Raw genomic sequence first — 17546 nt, forward strand, 5'->3', positions numbered from 1 at the left:
CATATGAATATATATGCTGCCGTACTCATCGAGTTTTTACTTATATCTTCAAGTATACTTGTAATGTTTAAGTATAGAGCTAAACTTGGTTTAGCTCCACTTTACATTCTATTGGGCTCTATACAATATTTACAGGCCCTTTCAGGTACCATGGTCAGTTTTAATTTATTTGGAGAATTTCCTTTTTATCCTGGCTCTGTTATTAGCTTTAGCGCTGTATTATTTGCATTATTATTAATTTATATTCAAGAAGGGGTTGCCAGTGCAAGAACCCTTATTGTTGGTGTTTTACTTTCGAATATTATTTTATCGGCATTGTTTGCTATTACTTATGTGCAAGAGAATGCAATGCAAATTATTAGTGTTGAAGATTCATCGTCTGTTTTTCAAATTAATTACACGTATTTTATTACAGGTACAATACTATTACTGATAGATTTTTTTTTACTGGTAATTATATTCCAGTTTTTAATTTCTAAAATTAGTAAGCTATATTTCTTTTTAGTGCTCTTTATTTCTTTGTTTTCTGTTTTAGTTTTTGATTCATTTGCCTTTAATTTTATTCTGAAGTATAATACTCCAAATTTCACTTCTTCATTAATTGGTCATATAATCGGTAAATCTTTTTCAGCTGTTATATTTTCTTTGATACTTTACATTTATTTAAAGTTCATAGAAAAAGAGGAAGATAATGGTAGTTTTATTGCGACGCAAGACAGAGAAATTTTTTCAATAATCACCTATAGAAAAAAATATTTAGATCTTAAGGTTGAGAAACAGCAAGTAGAGAAAAAATTTGTTTCACAAATTGAATCTACATTAAATCAAATTTCTGATGGTTTTATGTCGCTAGATAACGATTGGTGCTATACCTATGTAAATGATAAGGCAGGTGAGTTTTTAGGTCGATCTCCCGAAAGTTTAATTGGTAAGTATATTTGGACTGAATTCCCAAAACTTGTTACTTCACCTTTTTATGAAGCCTACTCTAAGGCCGTTGTAACTCAACAAACACAGTATTTAATAGAATATTACGAAGCTTTTGATAAATGGATTGAAAACAGAATTTATCCATCTACCAATGGCTTAACTATTTATTTTACAGACTTTACGGAACGTAAAAAAGCAGAAATTGCTTTGCAAGAAAGCGAAAAGTATCTTGATAATATAATAAATAACTTAGGTGATCCAGTATTTGTAAAAAATGATCAAAGTCATTTTCTAAAAGCAAATAGTGCTTTTTATAATATGTTTAGTCGTACTGAAGAAGAGATACTCGGTAAAGCTTTTACTGAAGATGTTCCACAAGAAGAAAGAGAAAGATATTTAAGAATTGATGAACAAGTAATTTCTACGGGGATTGAGAATATTGATGAAGAAAGTATACATACTGAAGGAAAAGGAAAACGATTTATTTCAACTAAAAAATCGAGGTTTATCGATGGGAGTGGTAATAAATTTATAATTGGGACAATAAGAGATATTACTAAGTCAAAAATTGCGGAAGAGGAATTAATAAAAAGTAAAATATACCTCGATAATATAATTAACAATATTGGTGACCCCGTATTTGTAAAAGATGATAAAAGTAGATTATTAATAGTTAATGATGCTTTTTGTTCTCTTTTTAATCTTTCCAGAGCAGAAGTAATAGGAAAAAATTTAGCTGAAAACGTGCCTGTAGAAGAAAGAGAGAGTTTTTTAAGTATTGATAAACAAGTTATTTCTTCAGGAATTGAAAATGTTAATGAAGAAACGTTGACGTTAGGTAGAAAGGAAATAAAGATAATTTCTACCAAAAAAACTCGATTTGTTGATAGTGGTAGTAATAGATTTCTGATTGGAGTAATTAGAGATATTACAGATCGTAAAAAAGCAGAAATTGAATTAGAAAAACATAGGAATAACCTAGAAGAGTTGGTTGAATTACGAACAAATCAATTAGAAAAAGAAAAAATAAATGCGCAATCTGCCGATTTGATGAAGTCTGCATTTTTAGCAACCATGTCACATGAACTAAGAACGCCTATGAACTCTATTATTGGTTTTACGGGTATTCTATTAAAAGAATTAGCTGGGCCATTAAATGATGAGCAAAAAAGGCAACTAGGCATGGTGAAAAATAGTGGGCAACATTTATTAGGCTTAATTAATGATGTTTTGGATATCTCTAAAATTGAAGCTGGCAAATTAAAGGTATCAATCTATCATTTTGATTATTTAAAAATGCTAGAAAAAACAATTGATTTCTTATTACCACAAGCATCTAAAAAAGAACTTGATATACAATCAGAAATTACAGAACTGAGTATCACTTTAAATAGTGATGAGCGAAGAGTAGAGCAAGTTTTACTCAATTTACTTTCAAATGCTATTAAGTTTTCTAAACAAGGTACAATTACAGTAAAAGTAGATATTGTTGATAATTTAGTCGTAACACAAGTAATTGACCAAGGCATTGGTATGAGCAAAAAAGATCTTAATAAATTATTTATGCCATTTATTCAACTCGATGGAGGATTAAGTAGAACTCATGAAGGTACAGGACTAGGACTTGCAATTTGTAAAAGTTTAATAGAAAAATTAGGAGGTACCATACAAGTACAAAGTAAGGTAGGTAAAGGAAGCAATTTCACTTTTACTTTACCACTGGATTATGGTGATAAAGTGTAAAGCATTAAACGTATAACGGAAAATTGTTTAGCCAAGTTTAGTATATTTAAGAATTAACCTTATGGTTTAAAAAAAAATATGCATTAAAATTTATGAAACAAACTATTTTAATAATTGAAGATAACGAGCAAAATATGTACATGTTATCTTATCTGTTAGAGCAAAGTAAGTATACCATTATTAAGGCTTATAATGGAAAAGATGGCTTGAAGTTGGCACATGAAAACCATCCAGAAATTATTTTAATAGATATTCAATTGCCAGATATGGATGGTTACGAAATATGCAATAAATTAAGTCATAATGGGCTGCCTAAAAGTACCGTAATTATTGCCGTAACTTCTTACGCCATGGGCGGGGATAAAGAAAAAGCCTTAGAAGCAGGTGCAGATGGCTATTTAGAGAAACCAATAAATCCAGACACTTTTGTAAAGCAAATGGAAAGTATTGTTAAAGGAAAATAAGGAATGAACACGAAAACTATTTTAATAGTAGACGATACTTATGAAAACCTTTACTTGTTAAGAGTAATTCTTGAAGAAGCTGGCTATAATGTCATAGAAGCCAATGATGGCAGTGAAGGGCTTAATAAACTATATGAAAATAGTGCTGTAGACCTAATTATTTCAGATATATTAATGCCTATAATGGATGGGTATTTGTTTTGTCAAGCATGCAAAAAAGAAGAATTATTTCAAAAAATTCCCTTTGTTTTTTATACATCAACTTACACTGAAAAATTGGACGAAGATTTTGCATTAACACTAGGTGCAACAAAGTTTTTAAGAAAACCAATAGATCATGATGAAGTGCTTTTTACAGTTAACGAAATTTTCGATTCGGTAAAACCTCATGCAATACCTCATTTAAAAAATGTTGAAAATGGCAACATTTCTGATGGAGAAGTTTTAAAGCTTTATAGTGAACGACTTATTCACAAATTAGAGCAAAAAAGTTTAGATCTTGGCAATGAGGTTATAGAACGTAAAAAAGCGGAGCAATTATTAATACATAAAAATGAAATTTTAGATTTAATTGCGGTAAACACGCCTTTGAACAAGATTTTTGACCAATTACTACTAAATTATGAAGCTATTCACCAAGATTATTATGGGGCAATAAGTTTACTTAGTGAAGACGGCATATGTCTTAATCTGGAATCTGCACCCTCAATGACAAAAGCATTTAATTTAGAGATGAAACAAATTACTATCGGTAAAAGTGTTGGATCTTGTGGTACCGCAGCATATACTAAAAAACCAATTGTTGTTTCAGATATAAATAATGACAAACGTTGGGTGAATTGGAAATACATTGCATTACAGCACAATTTAAGGTCATGTTGGTCATTGCCGATTATATCTAAGGATGATAATGTTTTAGGAACATTTGCAATTTATAGTAATGCTATAAATAAGCCTTCGCTAGAGGAAATTCGTGAGCTTAATTTTACAGTAAGTTTGGCTACCATAGCCATAGAAAAAACAAGAACAGTTGCTGAAATTAAAAAGAAAGATGAATCTTATAAGGCATTAGTAGATCAGGCAAGTGATGCTATCATGACGTATTCTTTAGATGGCACAATCCATAATTATAATAAGGCATCTTATACAACTTTAGGATATACCAAAGAGGAGTTTTCAAAATTGAAAATTCAAGATTTTCTTGTTGGTGAGATAATACAAAATCCAGATAATCATAAAAAATTACTTAAAGGTATTGCTGTAGTTTTCCTAAGAAGGTTTAAATGCAAAGACAAATCTTTGATTGATGTAGAAATATCCGCAAAAATTCAAACAGATAATAAAATATTAGGTATTGCGCGAGATGTTACGGAGCGTAAAAAAGCAGAAATCGACTTAAAACTTGCAAAGGAATTTACGGATAAACTTATTATGTCGATGCAAGAAGGATTATTGATTATTAATCTAGAAGGTGAAATTATAATGATTAATGATTCTACTTGTGACATGCTTGGCTATTCTAAGGAGGAGTTAATAGGACTTAAACTTCCTTATCCCTTTGCTAAAACGGAAGATTTTGAGTTAATGTTAAAGATTAAACAAAAAGTTGCAAAAGGAAAAGCCCCATATTTTAAATTAGAGTTTATTCGAAAAAATGGTGAGAAGTTCTTGGCTTCATTTTTATCAGGGAATATTAAAGATGACAAAGGTGAAGTGGTTGCATTGTTTGGGACAATTAAGGATGTTTCTGAAGAAGAAAAAGCGAAAAGGCTACTAGAAGAAAATGCTGAAAAATCTAATCAAAAGAAAAATGTAATATTAGAGTTAACAGCCCTTGTTGGTAGTGATTTTAAAACTGCTTTAAGTAAAATCACCATGCTCTCAGCAACGACATTAAATGTTGCACGTGTTGGGGTGTGGGCATTTAATAGCGATAAAAATGAAATTAAGTGTGAGAATTTGTTCGATGTAAAAAAGCAAAATTTTGAAAGTGGAATAATACTTAGAGAAATCCAGAATCCAAAATATTTTGAGGCACTACTTAAAAATCGAATAATAAGTATAAATGATGCTTTAAAAGATAATGTAACAGAAAGCTTTACCTATAAATATCTTTTACCAATAGGTATTTCCTCTATGATGGATGTGGTTATACAAATGTCAAATGACTTGTATGGGGTTTTGTGTTTTGAACATGTAGGGCCTAAACGCCTATGGAGTAGGGATGAAGAAGAATTTGCAACTTCTATTGCCAACCTAGTGTCGTTAATGGTGGAGAGTACAGAACGTAAAGCAGCAGAAAAAAAGATAGTTTTAGCAAACGAGGAACTTCACAAAGCTAATGCAGAGTTAACCTTATTAAGGAATCAACTAGAGCAAGAAAATGTTTATCTGAGAAACGAACTAGATTTAGTTTTCAATTATGAGGAAATGGTGTATGGCAGTGCGGTCTTTAGTAATGTTCTTTCAGATGTTGAAAAAGTAGCAGCTACAAATGCGACTGTTTTATTATTAGGAGAATCTGGTACTGGGAAAGAATTATTGGCAAGGGCAGTTCATAATATTAGTTTGCGAAACAATAAGCCATTAATAAAAGTTAACTGTTCGGCAATACCTAGAGAATTAATCGAGAGTGAGTTATTTGGACATAAAAAAGGATCTTTTACTGGTGCGTTCGCTGATAAAATCGGGAAATTTGAGTTAGCAGATGGGGGCACTTTATTTTTAGATGAAATAGGGGAATTACCTATAGATATGCAACCAAAAATATTAAGATTTTTACAAGAAGGTGAAATAGAAGTAGTGGGAGGTTTAGGAGTGAAAAAATTGGATGTAAGGGTCATTGCTGCAACGAACAGAAATTTAAAAGAAGAAATTGAAAAAAAACGATTTAGAGAAGATTTGTTTTTTAGATTAAACGTTTTTCCAATTAACGTTCCATCCTTAAGAAAACGAAAAGAAGACATAGCATTGTTGGTAGAACATTTTGTAGACAAGTTTAATAAAGCATACAGCAAGGATATTAAATACATTTCTGATGATGCTATGGAAAAACTAAAAGCGTATAATTGGCCAGGAAATATTAGAGAGCTGGAAAACTTGATTGAGAGAGCTTGCATTTTATCTACCGATGAAACTTTACTAATACCTGGTTTTGAGTCTGAGTTTCAGAAATCTAAAGTTTCCATAAAAGAACACAATGAGAATATATCTTTAGATGCTATTCAACGAAATCACATATTAGATATATTAGAGCTTTGTAAATGGAAAATTTCTGGAGCAAATAGTGCTTCTGAATTGCTAGAATTAAAACCAAGTACGCTTCGCGACAAAATGAAAAAACTTGGCATTAAAAAATAATCACCACACACGGGATACCGTGCATTTGCTTTTATAATGAAACAGAAAACGGTATTCCGTTATTTTTGTAAGAATAATCTTCGCTTTAGTATTTTTTGTCATCCGCTTATGTACCTGTTTTACAGCATTTTAAGTGTGTAATTACATCGCTTTGATTTTTATGGCATATCTATTGAACTTAATTATTTAAATAAATAAGTTTGGAAAATACATTTCATATAGAAGAAGCATTTTTAGGGGCAAATAAAAACATAGTTTATTCTTCTTATAATGAAGAGTATGCTTTTCAGACAGTTAAGAGTCAAAATTATAAAAAAATATCAGGTGTAATTCCTAAGCTTTCGAAAGGCAAACACCTTCCTTTACGAATTAAAATACACGGATTAGGTATAGTTGAATCTATAAATTTAGTGGAATATTTTTCTTCTTTTTCAATTATTAATTCTTCCGCTCAGTTTCAATCATTCGCAATAAAAATTGTATCAGCGCTATTTTGTATAACTAAAGGAAGTGCGTTTTGGAAAAAAAACATACACCAATAGAAAGAGCAAATTACCACAATAATCAGAAGTTTAGGAGCCTTAATATGCTAATTAGGAATTGATATTATGGAGAAAAAAGTAATAAATAAACATGTTTCTTTTTGGGTAGAGGACAATAGTGTTCTTCTTTGTAAAATTTCAAATTTGAATCCAGATCAAAAACTAGATTATAAAATTGCTCAAGAATGCCTTGCAGTTGTTTCTGAATTAAATACTGGTGTTCCCATGCCTATAATTATTGATTTAAGAGATGTCAGGGGGACTTTTTCTATAGCTGCTGGGCATTTACTATCAAAAAAAATAGAAAGTATGTCGTTAATATCGACCGAGGTTTATTTAGTTAATTCCCTTTCAATAAACCTATTGATTAAATCATATAAACGGTTGTATAGTAAAAAGTTACCTCATGCAATTTTCAAGAGCATGAAACTTGCTAAAGTTTATTGTTTAAACTATCAAAGCTGATTTATGAGAGCAATAAATATTATGTGTTTTGATGTTATTAAAAGTATAATTGAAAATTTACACGGAAAAAATAGAGTTGAAAGCAAAATTACTAAAGGTGCTTGTTTTATAATTAGTTTACCAAAATTCAGATAAAAATAGGTTATGAAAATAAATTTTATGTTGATTGATGATAGAGAAATTGATTTATTTATCAATCAAAAAGTCATAGAGAAATTAGCTATAAATGCAAACTTTAAAACGTATACCATTGCAAAAGAAGCCATTGATTATTTAAGTTCAATAAATAATCATTCGAATTCTGAATCAACATTCTTACCTGATATAATTTTTTTGGATATCAATATGCCAATAATGAATGGGTTTCAATTCTTGAATGAATTTAGTGCAATAAACAAAGGGAAATTAAATTCAATAAAAATTTACTTGTTGTCTTCTACAACTAGTATGAATGAAATAATTAAAGCTGAAGAACATAGTGCTTGTAGTGGTTTTATATCTAAACCGTTAACAGTTCATAAACTCGATAAATTAGTAAAAGTATTGGCTTCATAAATTGTTTTAGTGCTCATTTTAAGTAAAATCCCCCTTAGAAAGGCCCAGTATTGGCAAGACGCTAATCTGGGCTTTCTTTATTATTTCCCCATTGATGAAAAATTGGTTAAAATATAATATTCCTAGAATTTTATATTTGAATATAATTGATAATTAGTTTTAATTTTTTCATTTCGTTTTCTAAGCTGGATTTTTAAATATTTAATAGTTTAGGAGACAGAATCTTCGAAATTATCAGGCTTAACTTTATCTAAGGGTCTTTAGCCACCAGGGGCTATTTTTTAATTCACATATTCTCTCATATTCGTCATATACATTATCTAATTTAAAGGGTACGTGCCGCCAAATTCGAAACTGGTATTTATGTTAAAATTTATTTAGGATTAAACCTTTTTAAAAGTATACAGTCATATAAAATGAGAGTTTTTTTAATTTGAAGAATGGCACATGATCATCCAATAAAAGCATGCTAAATCCGTGTTAAATATTGTATAAGATTTACTTAAAATAGGCTATTAGAATTAGATTTGTCGGTGTTCGAAATAACACGTTATATAATTTCTTTCCATAACGCTTATGAAAATAAAATACGTAGTCTATAGTTTATTAATTGTAGGGATTATAGCATTGATTGTCTACCGAGTAAATTCAAATAGTGAGATAGGTGAACCGAAAACTGTAGAAGGTTCGGCCCAGGCAACTAAGGTAAAAGGTATGGTGTTATATGCTCAGAAATTTAATGATAATATTTCATTGTCTGGTACAATAGAGGCTAATGAACAAATTGAAATTCGAAGTGAGGTTTCTGGGGTAGTAGAGAGCATTAATTTTAAAGAGGGTAGTAAAGTATCGCAAGGTCAGGTATTATTTAAAGTTAACGATATTGAACTGCAAGCACAATTATCAAAAGTGCAAACAGCGCAAAAATTAGCTTCTGAAAATGAGCGTAGGGCTAAGCTATTATTAGAAAAGCAAGCAATTAGTCAAGAGGAATATGAAATTGTTAGCGCAGATTTTCAGTCTGCAAGTGCAGAATCCCAACTTATTCAAGCTCAACTTTCAAAAACAGTAGTTCGAGCGCCATTTTCAGGCACTATAGGTTTGCGTTCTATTTCTAAAGGAACTTATGTGACATCAGTGACTCCTATAGCTAAATTGGTGAATACAAGCAAAATTAAAATCACATTTTCAATTCCTGAAAAGTATACTTCTCAAGTATCTATCGGTTCTGAGTTAACGTTTACAACGTCAGATTCCAAGCAAGAGCATGAAGCAAAGGTTTATGCAATAGAACCAGAAGTTGAGATTGCAACACGTACGCTTAAAATGAGAGCTATAGCAGAAAATAAAGATGGTAAGTTATATCCAGGAACCTATGCAAATGTAATTTTACCGTTAGAAAGTATCGATAATGCATTAATGGTGCCTTCTGAATCTTTAATACCTGTTCAAAATGGAAAAAGAATTTTTATCTCTGAAGGAGGAAAAGCAAAAGAAATAGACGTTGAAATCGGTGCACGTACCGGCAATGAAGTGCGGGTTATATCTGGTTTGAAAGTAGGAGACACTATTTTGACTTATGGCGTAATGGCCTTAAAAAATGGGACGCCTGTTACTATCGATTTTGAAAAAATTGAAACAATTTCTGCAGAGTAATGAATTTATCAACCTTAAGTATTAAGCGACCGGTTCTAACAATTGTAATGAACCTTACCATAGTTTTATTTGGTATCATCGGGTATACATATTTAGGCGTTCGTGAATTTCCTTCGATTGATCCGGCACAAGTTTCTGTGCGTACTAATTATTCAGGTGCTAATGCAGATATTATTGAGTCCCAGATCACTGAGCCTTTAGAAAAAGCGATAAATTCAATTGATGGAATTCGTAATATAACCTCTTCAAGTGTACAAGGTTCAAGTTCTATAAGTATTGAGTTTAACCTTGATAAAAATCTGGAGGATGCCGCCAATGATGTTCGGGATAAAGTTTCGCAAGCCGTAAGAAGTTTACCCGATGATTTAGATGCACCACCTGTAGTTTCAAAATCAGATGCAGATGCCCAGCGTATTCTTTCTATGACCGTACAAAGTGATGGTAAAAATATCTTGGAACTTTCTGATTATGCTGAAAATGTCATTGCACAGCGCATAGAGACTATACCAGGGGTAAGTAGTGTTCAAATTTGGGGCCAACGAAGATACGCAATGCGCCTTTGGATCGACCCTTTAAAATTAGCATCCTACGGATTAACTGTCGCAGATGTACGAACTGCACTATTGGCTCAGAATGTTGAATTACCATCTGGTAAGTTAACAGGTGCCAATACCGAACTAACAGTTAAAACTATTGGGAATTTAAATACCGAAGAGCAATTCAACAATATCATTATTATGGCCGATGGCGGAAAATTAGTCCGCTTAAGTGATATTGGAAAGGCAACTTTAGAAGGTGAGAATATGGAAACCAAGATGAGTGATTCTGGTCAGCCAATGGTCGCGACAGCGGTAGTTCCTCAACCTGGTACGAATTATTTAGAAATTGCCGATGCTTTTTATGAGGAATATGAAAAACTCAAGAAAGACTTGCCAGAAGGGTTCAAGCTGAATGTAGTTATTGATGACACAGTTTTTGTACGGCGTGCAGTTACCGAGGTGGCAGAAACGTTGCTCATATCTATAATATTGGTAATTCTTGTGATTTTCGTTTTCTTTAGAAACTGGTCAATGGCACTTCGCCCTTTAATAGATATTCCTGTTTCTTTAATTGCTACATTTTTTATCATGTGGTTGTTCGGTTACTCTATAAATGTATTGACCTTATTGGCGATAGTTTTGGCAACAGGCCTTGTTGTAGATGATGGTATTGTAGTTACCGAAAACATTTATAAGAAAGTAGAAGAGGGGATGAGTCCAATTGAAGCCGCTATAAAGGGCTCTAACGAGATATTCTTTGCGGTAATATCTATATCTATAACCTTGGCCGCTGTATTTCTTCCCGTAATTTTCTTGGAAGGATTTGTTGGTAGGCTCTTTCGTGAGTTTGGCGTTGTACTGGGTGCTGCAGTATTAGTATCGGCTTTTGTATCATTATCATTGACACCGATGCTTAATGCATACCTTATTAAGCCAGGTAAACAAAAGCAGTCTAAATTTTATCATTTCACTGAAAAGTATTTCTTAAAAATGAATCATTCGTATGCCGAATCGTTACGGGTTTTTATGAAACGGAAATGGTTGAGTTTTCCAATTCTTATTGGGTGTTTAGGTCTTATAGCTTTGTTCTATATATTACTTCCAAAAGAAACGGCACCATATGATGATCGTAGTTTTGTTCGATTAAACGTAAATGCTCCAGAGGGATCATCTTATGAATATATGGATCGTTTAATGACTGATATTACTGAATTAATAAACGATTCGGTACCCGAAAAAAAAGTGAGTCTTGTACTTACTTCCCCAGGGTTTGGTTCTTCTTCGGTAAATAGTGGTAGAGCTAATATTGCACTCGTTGATCCAAGTGAGCGAGAACGATCACAGCATGAAATTGCGAATGATCTTGGTAGGTGGGCAAAAGCATACGTTGGTGGAAAATCAAATGTATCTGAACGACCTACAATTTCAGTAAATAGAAGAGGTGGTCCTCCAATTCAGTTTATCATACAAGCACAGAACTTTAAAAAGTTGGAAGAGCATATTCCCACATTTATGGCTGAAGCGGAGAAAGATGAAACTTTCTCTTTCGTAGATGTAAATTTAAAATTTGATAAGCCTGAAATCTATGTAACAATAGACCGTGAAAAAGCAGAAAGTTTAGGTGTCTCGGTAATTGATGTTGCTCAAACACTGCAATTATCATTAAGCGGACAGCGATTTGGTTATTTTCTAATGAATGGGAAACAATACCAAGTAATTGGCCAATTTGATAAAGAGGATAGAAATGCACCTATGGATTTAACTTCCATATTCGTAAAAAATAAAGATGGCTTATTAATTCAGTTAGATAATCTTGTTCAAACATCAGAACATAGTAGTCCGCCACAACTTTACCATAATAACCGATATATGTCGGCCACCGTTTCAGCGAATTTAGCACCCGGTAAAACTATTAATGATGGTATAGAAGCAATGGAGCGGATAAAAGATAAAGTTTTAGATGATTCGTTCACTACCGATTTAGGGGGTGAATCTCGTGATTTCATTGAAAGCAGTTCTAATACCCTTTTTGCATTTGGTTTAGCATTGTTACTTATATTTTTAATACTTGCTGCTCAGTTCGAAAGCTTTATAGATCCATTTATTATTATATTGACTGTGCCTATGGCAGTTGCCGGTGCCATGTTTTCACTATGGTTATTCGGACAATCATGGAACATTTTTAGCCAGATAGGTACGATTATGTTAATTGGTCTTGTGACCAAAAATGGTATTTTAATCGTAGAATTTGCCAATCAATTACGTGAACAAGGTTTGGGAAAAAGGGAATCAATTTTGCAAGCGTCAGAATCTAGGTTACGACCTATTTTAATGACAAGCTTGACCATTGCATTAGGTGCTTTACCTATTGCATTATCATTAGGTGCTGCCTCTACTAGTCGAATAGGTATGGGTGTAGTTATTATCGGTGGAACCTTATTTTCTTTAATGTTAACCTTATTTGTTATTCCGGCACTTTACATGTTATGGTCAAGAGAAAAGGTCGAGAGACCAGAATTTAAAGCGCTTGAAACCTATTAAAATGAACTATTCTAAGCTAACATTGATTTTTATATTTCTATCGGTTTTAAGTACTTCAGGGCAAGAGGTGCTTACCATACAAAATGCGGTAAAAACGGCGGTTGAAAATAATTATCAAATTATCACTGCAGGCAACAGTTTAAAGATAGACTCACTATCTGTTAGTCCGGGTTTTGCGGGTATGCTTCCTTCAGTTGAAGCTAGTATTATAGATAACAATAGTGTTCAGAATCTCTCACAAACGCGTTCAGACGGCACCCTGGTCGAACGTGATAACGCAAAAAATAATAGTCTTAATTATGGTGTAGCTATGGATTGGACATTATTTGATGGACTTCGAATGTTTGCTAATTACGAACAGTTGAAGGAAAATCAAAACTTGGGTGAAGCAGAATTAAAACAAGTTATTCTTACTAAAGTAGGTGAGGTAATGATAACATACTTCGATTTAGTGCAACAACAGCAGCAACTTTCAGCTTTAGATAGTACGATATATATTTCTAAGCAAAGAGTTGAACTGGCTCAAAATAGATTTAAAATTGGTAAGGCATCAAAATTGGAAGTGCTGAATGCGCAAGTTGATTTGAATACAGATCAAACTTTAATGCAACGTCAGAAAGAATTATATGCAAATACCAAGACCCAATTGAATGAACAGTTGGCCCGTGATTTAAAAATCGATTTTAAAGTAGTTCCTGAGATTTTTGTGGATGAAAGTTTATCGCTTCCAGAACTAGAAACGATGGTAGTTGTCAATAATCCACAATTAAATGCAGAACGAATAGGTAAGCGAATCAGTGAATTAGAGTTAAAACAAATACGAGCAGCAAGATATCCTACACTTTATGCTACCACAGGGTATAATTTTGGTCGTTCAGAATCTAGTCTGGGGTTTACAACAAGTTCAAATTCACAGGGGTTTAATTATGGTTTCGGTGCTTCTTTAAATCTCTTTAATGGTTTCAACCAAAATAGAAATGAGAAAATAGGAAAGATAGAATTGCAGAATGCAGAAGTTGCTATTGAAGAACAGGAACAGCAATTATTGTCGATGTTAGTAACCACCTATCAAACCTATTTAACCAACATAAGTCTTATAGAGTTAGAAGGTAATAATGAATCTATAGCTAAAGAGAATCTAGATATTACTGTCGATAAATTTAGAATAGGTATTATTCCTACAATAGAGTTTAGAACAGCGCAATTGAATTATATCAATGCCAAAGTACGCTTTAGCAATGCCAAGTTCCAAGCAAAATTATCAGAAATTATTCTTAGGCAACTTTCTGGTAATCTTGAAATATAATATAAAGGAATAGGTTTTTGGAGAATACATTTTACAAGTATGAATTCTCTATTTATTAAGCTCTTCTACATCTTTCTTTTCACACAATTATGTACCTTCTGTCATAGTTATAGCCGTACAACAAGCAACGCTATATGTAGCCATTATACTATTTGCCTGCACCGATAATTCTTTAATCGACAGCTAGGTTTACAGTACGTGTTATAATATTGTTTTTGGTGATTTAAATTCATGATATATTTTAAATATAATTTGATGTCTTTTATTTTGCTATGACCAATGTCATTGGTGTAAACCGTGTTGATAAATACCTTAGTTTAAAATTAATCAATATGAAAGGTGCATTGAGAATAGGAAGCGTTTCAGGGATAAAAATTGAAGTTCACTGGACATTTACATTGTTACTCATTTGGGTTGCATTTTTAGAAATACAGAAGGGAAGTGAACTTAATCGAATTCTTCTTAATGAGGCACTAATATTTGTCTTGTTCATTTGTGTGGTACTTCATGAATTAGGGCATGCGCTAACTGCAAAAAAGTTTGGTGTTAAGACGAAGAATATTTTGTTACTACCGATTGGCGGAGTTGCTACTTTAGAAAAAATGCCAGAAAAGCCAGCACAAGAATTATTGATTGCATTGGCAGGTCCGGCAGTGAACGTTCTTATTGCTGTCCTATTGCTTCTTGTTGTGCCTGTACGAAGTTATTTTAATTTCGATTCTATTGTTTTAGAGGAAATGCTTTATGAGCCGACGCTTCAAAACTTTTTGTTTTATCTTTTTATTGCTAATGTGATGTTAGTGGTTTTCAATTTGATTCCTGCTTTTCCAATGGATGGTGGCCGAGTACTTCGGGCACTTTTGTCTTTTAAACTTGGTCGTGTTACGGCTACAGATATTGCAGCAAGTATCGGTCAAGGTTTGGCCTTTTTATTTTTTGTACTTGGACTCTTTTTTAATCCTTTTTTAATACTAATTGCTCTTTTTATATTTCTTGGGGCCTATGGTGAGAATCAAATGGTGAAACAAGGAGATTTACTAAAAGGTCATTTAGTGAAAGAGGCTACACTTACAAATATTACAAGGTTACAGCCAGACAATAATCTACAAGAGGTTATTGATATTCTGCTTGCAGGAACGGAGAAAGACTTTGTTGTTATCGAAAATCAGAAGATCATAGGTATTCTAACCCAAAAAGATATCATAAAAAATGTAAAGACACCATCAGTTTTGGTTCGTGACATCATGCAGAAAAAATTTAAGACCGTTGATGTATCAATGGAAATAATAAAAGTATTACAGATAAAAGGAAAAGAAAATAATGATTTTTATCCAGTAGTTGAAAACGGGAAACTTGTTGGTGCTATTGATACAACAAACATTAGCGAGTTTATTCTTTTAAAAACTGCTAGCCTATAATGCTTCAATCATAGTGTAATCAAAATCTTTGTTTAAACAAGGAAATTGATGAATTTGATATGGATTTATATCTTAAATGGAATCTACGGAAAAACCGTTCATCAGCTCTAATTCTGCAGGAGACATTGATTTGTTTAAGGAATGGTTCGTTTCTAATGCTTCAATTGTAGATTCATAGCCTAATTGAAATATTGCATCTATATTTTTCACTGAAAACATGCCAAAATTCTCCAATCCTTTAGGACTTATTAACAGATTACAATCATTAAATTTGGATAGCGATTCATTAGCAATTTTAATATGATATGCTCGCTCGAGAATATTATATGAATGTTTTAATTCTTCTATTTCAACTTTCTCGAAAGGGTTTACATAAATGCCAACAATTTGATCACAATACATTTTAATTAAGTCAACGGGGAAAGTATTTAATGTGCCACCATCTATATAATATCCATCCTTAATTTGAACAGGCGCAAAAAATCCAGGAACTGCTGCAGAAGCCAATACTGGTTTAATTAGTTGTCCTTCATGAAATATTTCTAGGGTACCATCCAGTAAGTTGGTAGCTGTTATATAAAGTGGTGTCTTAAGAGCTGAAAAATTATCTTCTGGCAAATACTCTTTCAGAAGGTCATAAAACTTAGAGGTATCAATAATACCCGGTTTATTTCTAGCATATTTATTTACAGAAAACAAGTCTACCGTTTTGAAGAAGTCTAGCATCTTATTCCACTTGCATCCTCCGGCATATAACGCGCCCACCACAGCACCCGCGCTAGTTCCTGCTATATACGAGGGGTAAATTTTATTTTCTTCAAGAGCCTTGATAGCGCCTATATGTGCCACACCACGCATTCCGCCACCAGAAAGTACTAATCCTGTTTTCATTTAAATCGTTTTAAGCCTTAATTTCAATGAGGTTAAATTTTTTACACCATAATTTACTTGAGTAAAATGGGAGTGTAATTTTGCTGTAGTAGAGATACTTTTTTATGAGTGAAGAAACAAAGATTAAATCACTTCTAATCTCGACTTCTCGACCTACGTTTTTTACGAATAAAATTCAATGCTTTGCTTGAAATGAAAGTAATGAATAAGCTTTTTAATGTATCGTTTTGAGAGAAATTTGTTCCTAGGCTATTACGAAACAACCGTGGTACCAAATCTACCCTTGCGTTTTGAACATTAAGTTTTAGGCTTTCTTGATCGATTTCACGTTGAAGTTCTAATATCTTTAAGCGAGTATCTATTTCTTCAAAAGATGAATAACTTTTTACCATAATCAGACGAAATAATATTTAGATAATTTTTTAAGTACCGGTGCATTTAATTTTGCTCTAAAAAGGTAGAGCAAAATTGCGACCAAAACATAAAAACCGGCTACAACAATAAAGCCGATAAAATAACTGTCGAATACTTCAGATAAGCCTAGGCAGGCTGCAAATGATAAGAATAGCAAGGCAAAAATAGAGCTTGTACCAATCACTATAAACTTCAGAATGCCTGTAGCATGTTTCGATAATATTTTAAAAATTTTAAGCTTATAGTATTCGTCGCTATGTTCTATATATGACCTCATTTCGCTTTTCAGCCCCATGAGGTCATTTTTTAATTCTTCAAAAGCCATAATGACTATTTTTGTAGTTGAGCGTTTTTCGCTTTAAGGTCCTCTAATTTTCGCTCTAATTTATCAATGATATCATCTGCCTTGTAGCTCATAGTAGAAATTGCCTCATCTAATTTTCTGTCAAACGCATCTTTCTTTTCATTTGCAGTTTTGGTAAGCTCATCTTTAGCATGTGAAACTCTTTCAGCTAAATCGTGACTAGTATCTTCAACTTTCCTTTTAATTTTATGGCGGGTTTCAATGCCTTTGTCCGGTGCATAAAGTATACCTATTCCAGCTCCAATTGCAGCTCCTGTTAAAAGGGCTAATAATACATTTCCGCTATCGTTTTGCATAATATTGATTTTTAAGTTATTGTAAAATTTATATTTGAACCTAAATTTAAGTGCTTAAAAAG

At 32.5% G+C, this 17546-nt stretch carries 14 protein-coding genes; 10 read left to right on the top strand and 4 right to left on the bottom strand.

Features of this window, described 5'->3' with window-relative positions; genetic code table 11:
• Positions 1-3: 3 nt before the first annotated feature.
• The 10 genes from BMY56_RS00595 (at position 4) to BMY56_RS00640 (ending at position 15519) form a co-directional block, all read left to right on the top strand.
• Positions 4-2673, top strand: a complete 2670-nt coding sequence (locus tag BMY56_RS00595) for a PAS domain-containing protein (RefSeq protein WP_091618716.1) — start codon at positions 4-6, stop codon at positions 2671-2673.
• Between the two features lie 92 nt (positions 2674-2765).
• On the top strand, positions 2766-3137 hold the full coding sequence (locus BMY56_RS00600; RefSeq protein WP_091618718.1) for a response regulator: 372 nt from the start codon (positions 2766-2768) through the stop codon (positions 3135-3137).
• 3 nt (positions 3138-3140) lie between these two features.
• Positions 3141-6497 (top strand): sigma 54-interacting transcriptional regulator, encoded by a 3357-nt coding sequence (locus BMY56_RS00605; protein WP_091618720.1) that lies wholly within the window; start codon positions 3141-3143, stop codon positions 6495-6497.
• A gap of 200 nt (positions 6498-6697) precedes the next feature.
• Entirely contained in the window at positions 6698-7039 is a 342-nt protein-coding gene (locus BMY56_RS00610) for a hypothetical protein (RefSeq protein ID WP_091618722.1), read from the top strand.
• 66 nt (positions 7040-7105) lie between these two features.
• Complete coding sequence (locus BMY56_RS00615; RefSeq protein WP_091618724.1) at positions 7106-7504, top strand: DUF7793 family protein; 399 nt, start codon at positions 7106-7108, stop codon at positions 7502-7504.
• Positions 7505-7648: 144 nt separating this feature from the next.
• Positions 7649-8059 carry a response regulator gene (locus tag BMY56_RS00620; protein ID WP_091618726.1) on the top strand — a complete coding sequence of 137 codons (411 nt, stop codon included), beginning with the start codon at positions 7649-7651 and terminating at the stop codon, positions 8057-8059.
• Between the two features lie 576 nt (positions 8060-8635).
• On the top strand, positions 8636-9715 hold the full coding sequence (locus BMY56_RS00625; RefSeq protein WP_091618728.1) for an efflux RND transporter periplasmic adaptor subunit: 1080 nt from the start codon (positions 8636-8638) through the stop codon (positions 9713-9715).
• Positions 9715-12795, top strand: a complete 3081-nt coding sequence (locus tag BMY56_RS00630) for an efflux RND transporter permease subunit (RefSeq protein ID WP_091618730.1) — start codon at positions 9715-9717, stop codon at positions 12793-12795. Before BMY56_RS00625 ends, BMY56_RS00630 begins: the two co-directional genes overlap by 1 nt.
• Position 12796: 1 nt before the next feature.
• The gene (locus BMY56_RS00635) at positions 12797-14101 is read left to right on the top strand and encodes a TolC family protein (protein WP_091618732.1); all 1305 of its coding nucleotides are present in this window, start codon (positions 12797-12799) and stop codon (positions 14099-14101) included.
• Between the two features lie 332 nt (positions 14102-14433).
• Complete coding sequence (locus tag BMY56_RS00640; protein ID WP_091619989.1) at positions 14434-15519, top strand: site-2 protease family protein; 1086 nt, start codon at positions 14434-14436, stop codon at positions 15517-15519.
• Positions 15520-15591: 72 nt separating this feature from the next.
• Here BMY56_RS00640 and BMY56_RS00645 read toward each other — a convergent pair whose 3' ends face one another.
• The 4 genes from BMY56_RS00645 to BMY56_RS00660 all read right to left on the bottom strand — a co-directional run bounded on the left by BMY56_RS00645 (position 15592) and on the right by BMY56_RS00660 (position 17484).
• A complete protein-coding gene (locus tag BMY56_RS00645) occupies positions 15592-16410 on the bottom strand; it encodes a patatin-like phospholipase family protein (RefSeq protein WP_091618734.1) in 819 nt (272 codons plus the stop codon).
• Between the two features lie 134 nt (positions 16411-16544).
• Positions 16545-16802, bottom strand: a complete 258-nt coding sequence (locus tag BMY56_RS18770) for a DUF6327 family protein (RefSeq protein ID WP_091618736.1) — start codon at positions 16800-16802, stop codon at positions 16545-16547.
• A gap of 2 nt (positions 16803-16804) precedes the next feature.
• Positions 16805-17149 carry a phage holin family protein gene (locus tag BMY56_RS00655; protein ID WP_091618738.1) on the bottom strand — a complete coding sequence of 115 codons (345 nt, stop codon included), beginning with the start codon at positions 17147-17149 and terminating at the stop codon, positions 16805-16807.
• A gap of 5 nt (positions 17150-17154) precedes the next feature.
• Positions 17155-17484, bottom strand: coding sequence for a YtxH domain-containing protein (locus BMY56_RS00660; protein ID WP_079512682.1), 330 nt, complete (start codon positions 17482-17484; stop codon positions 17155-17157).
• Positions 17485-17546: the final 62 nt, after the last annotated feature.

The organism is Maribacter orientalis, from assembly GCF_900109345.1.
GTDB lineage: Bacteria > Bacteroidota > Bacteroidia > Flavobacteriales > Flavobacteriaceae > Maribacter > Maribacter orientalis.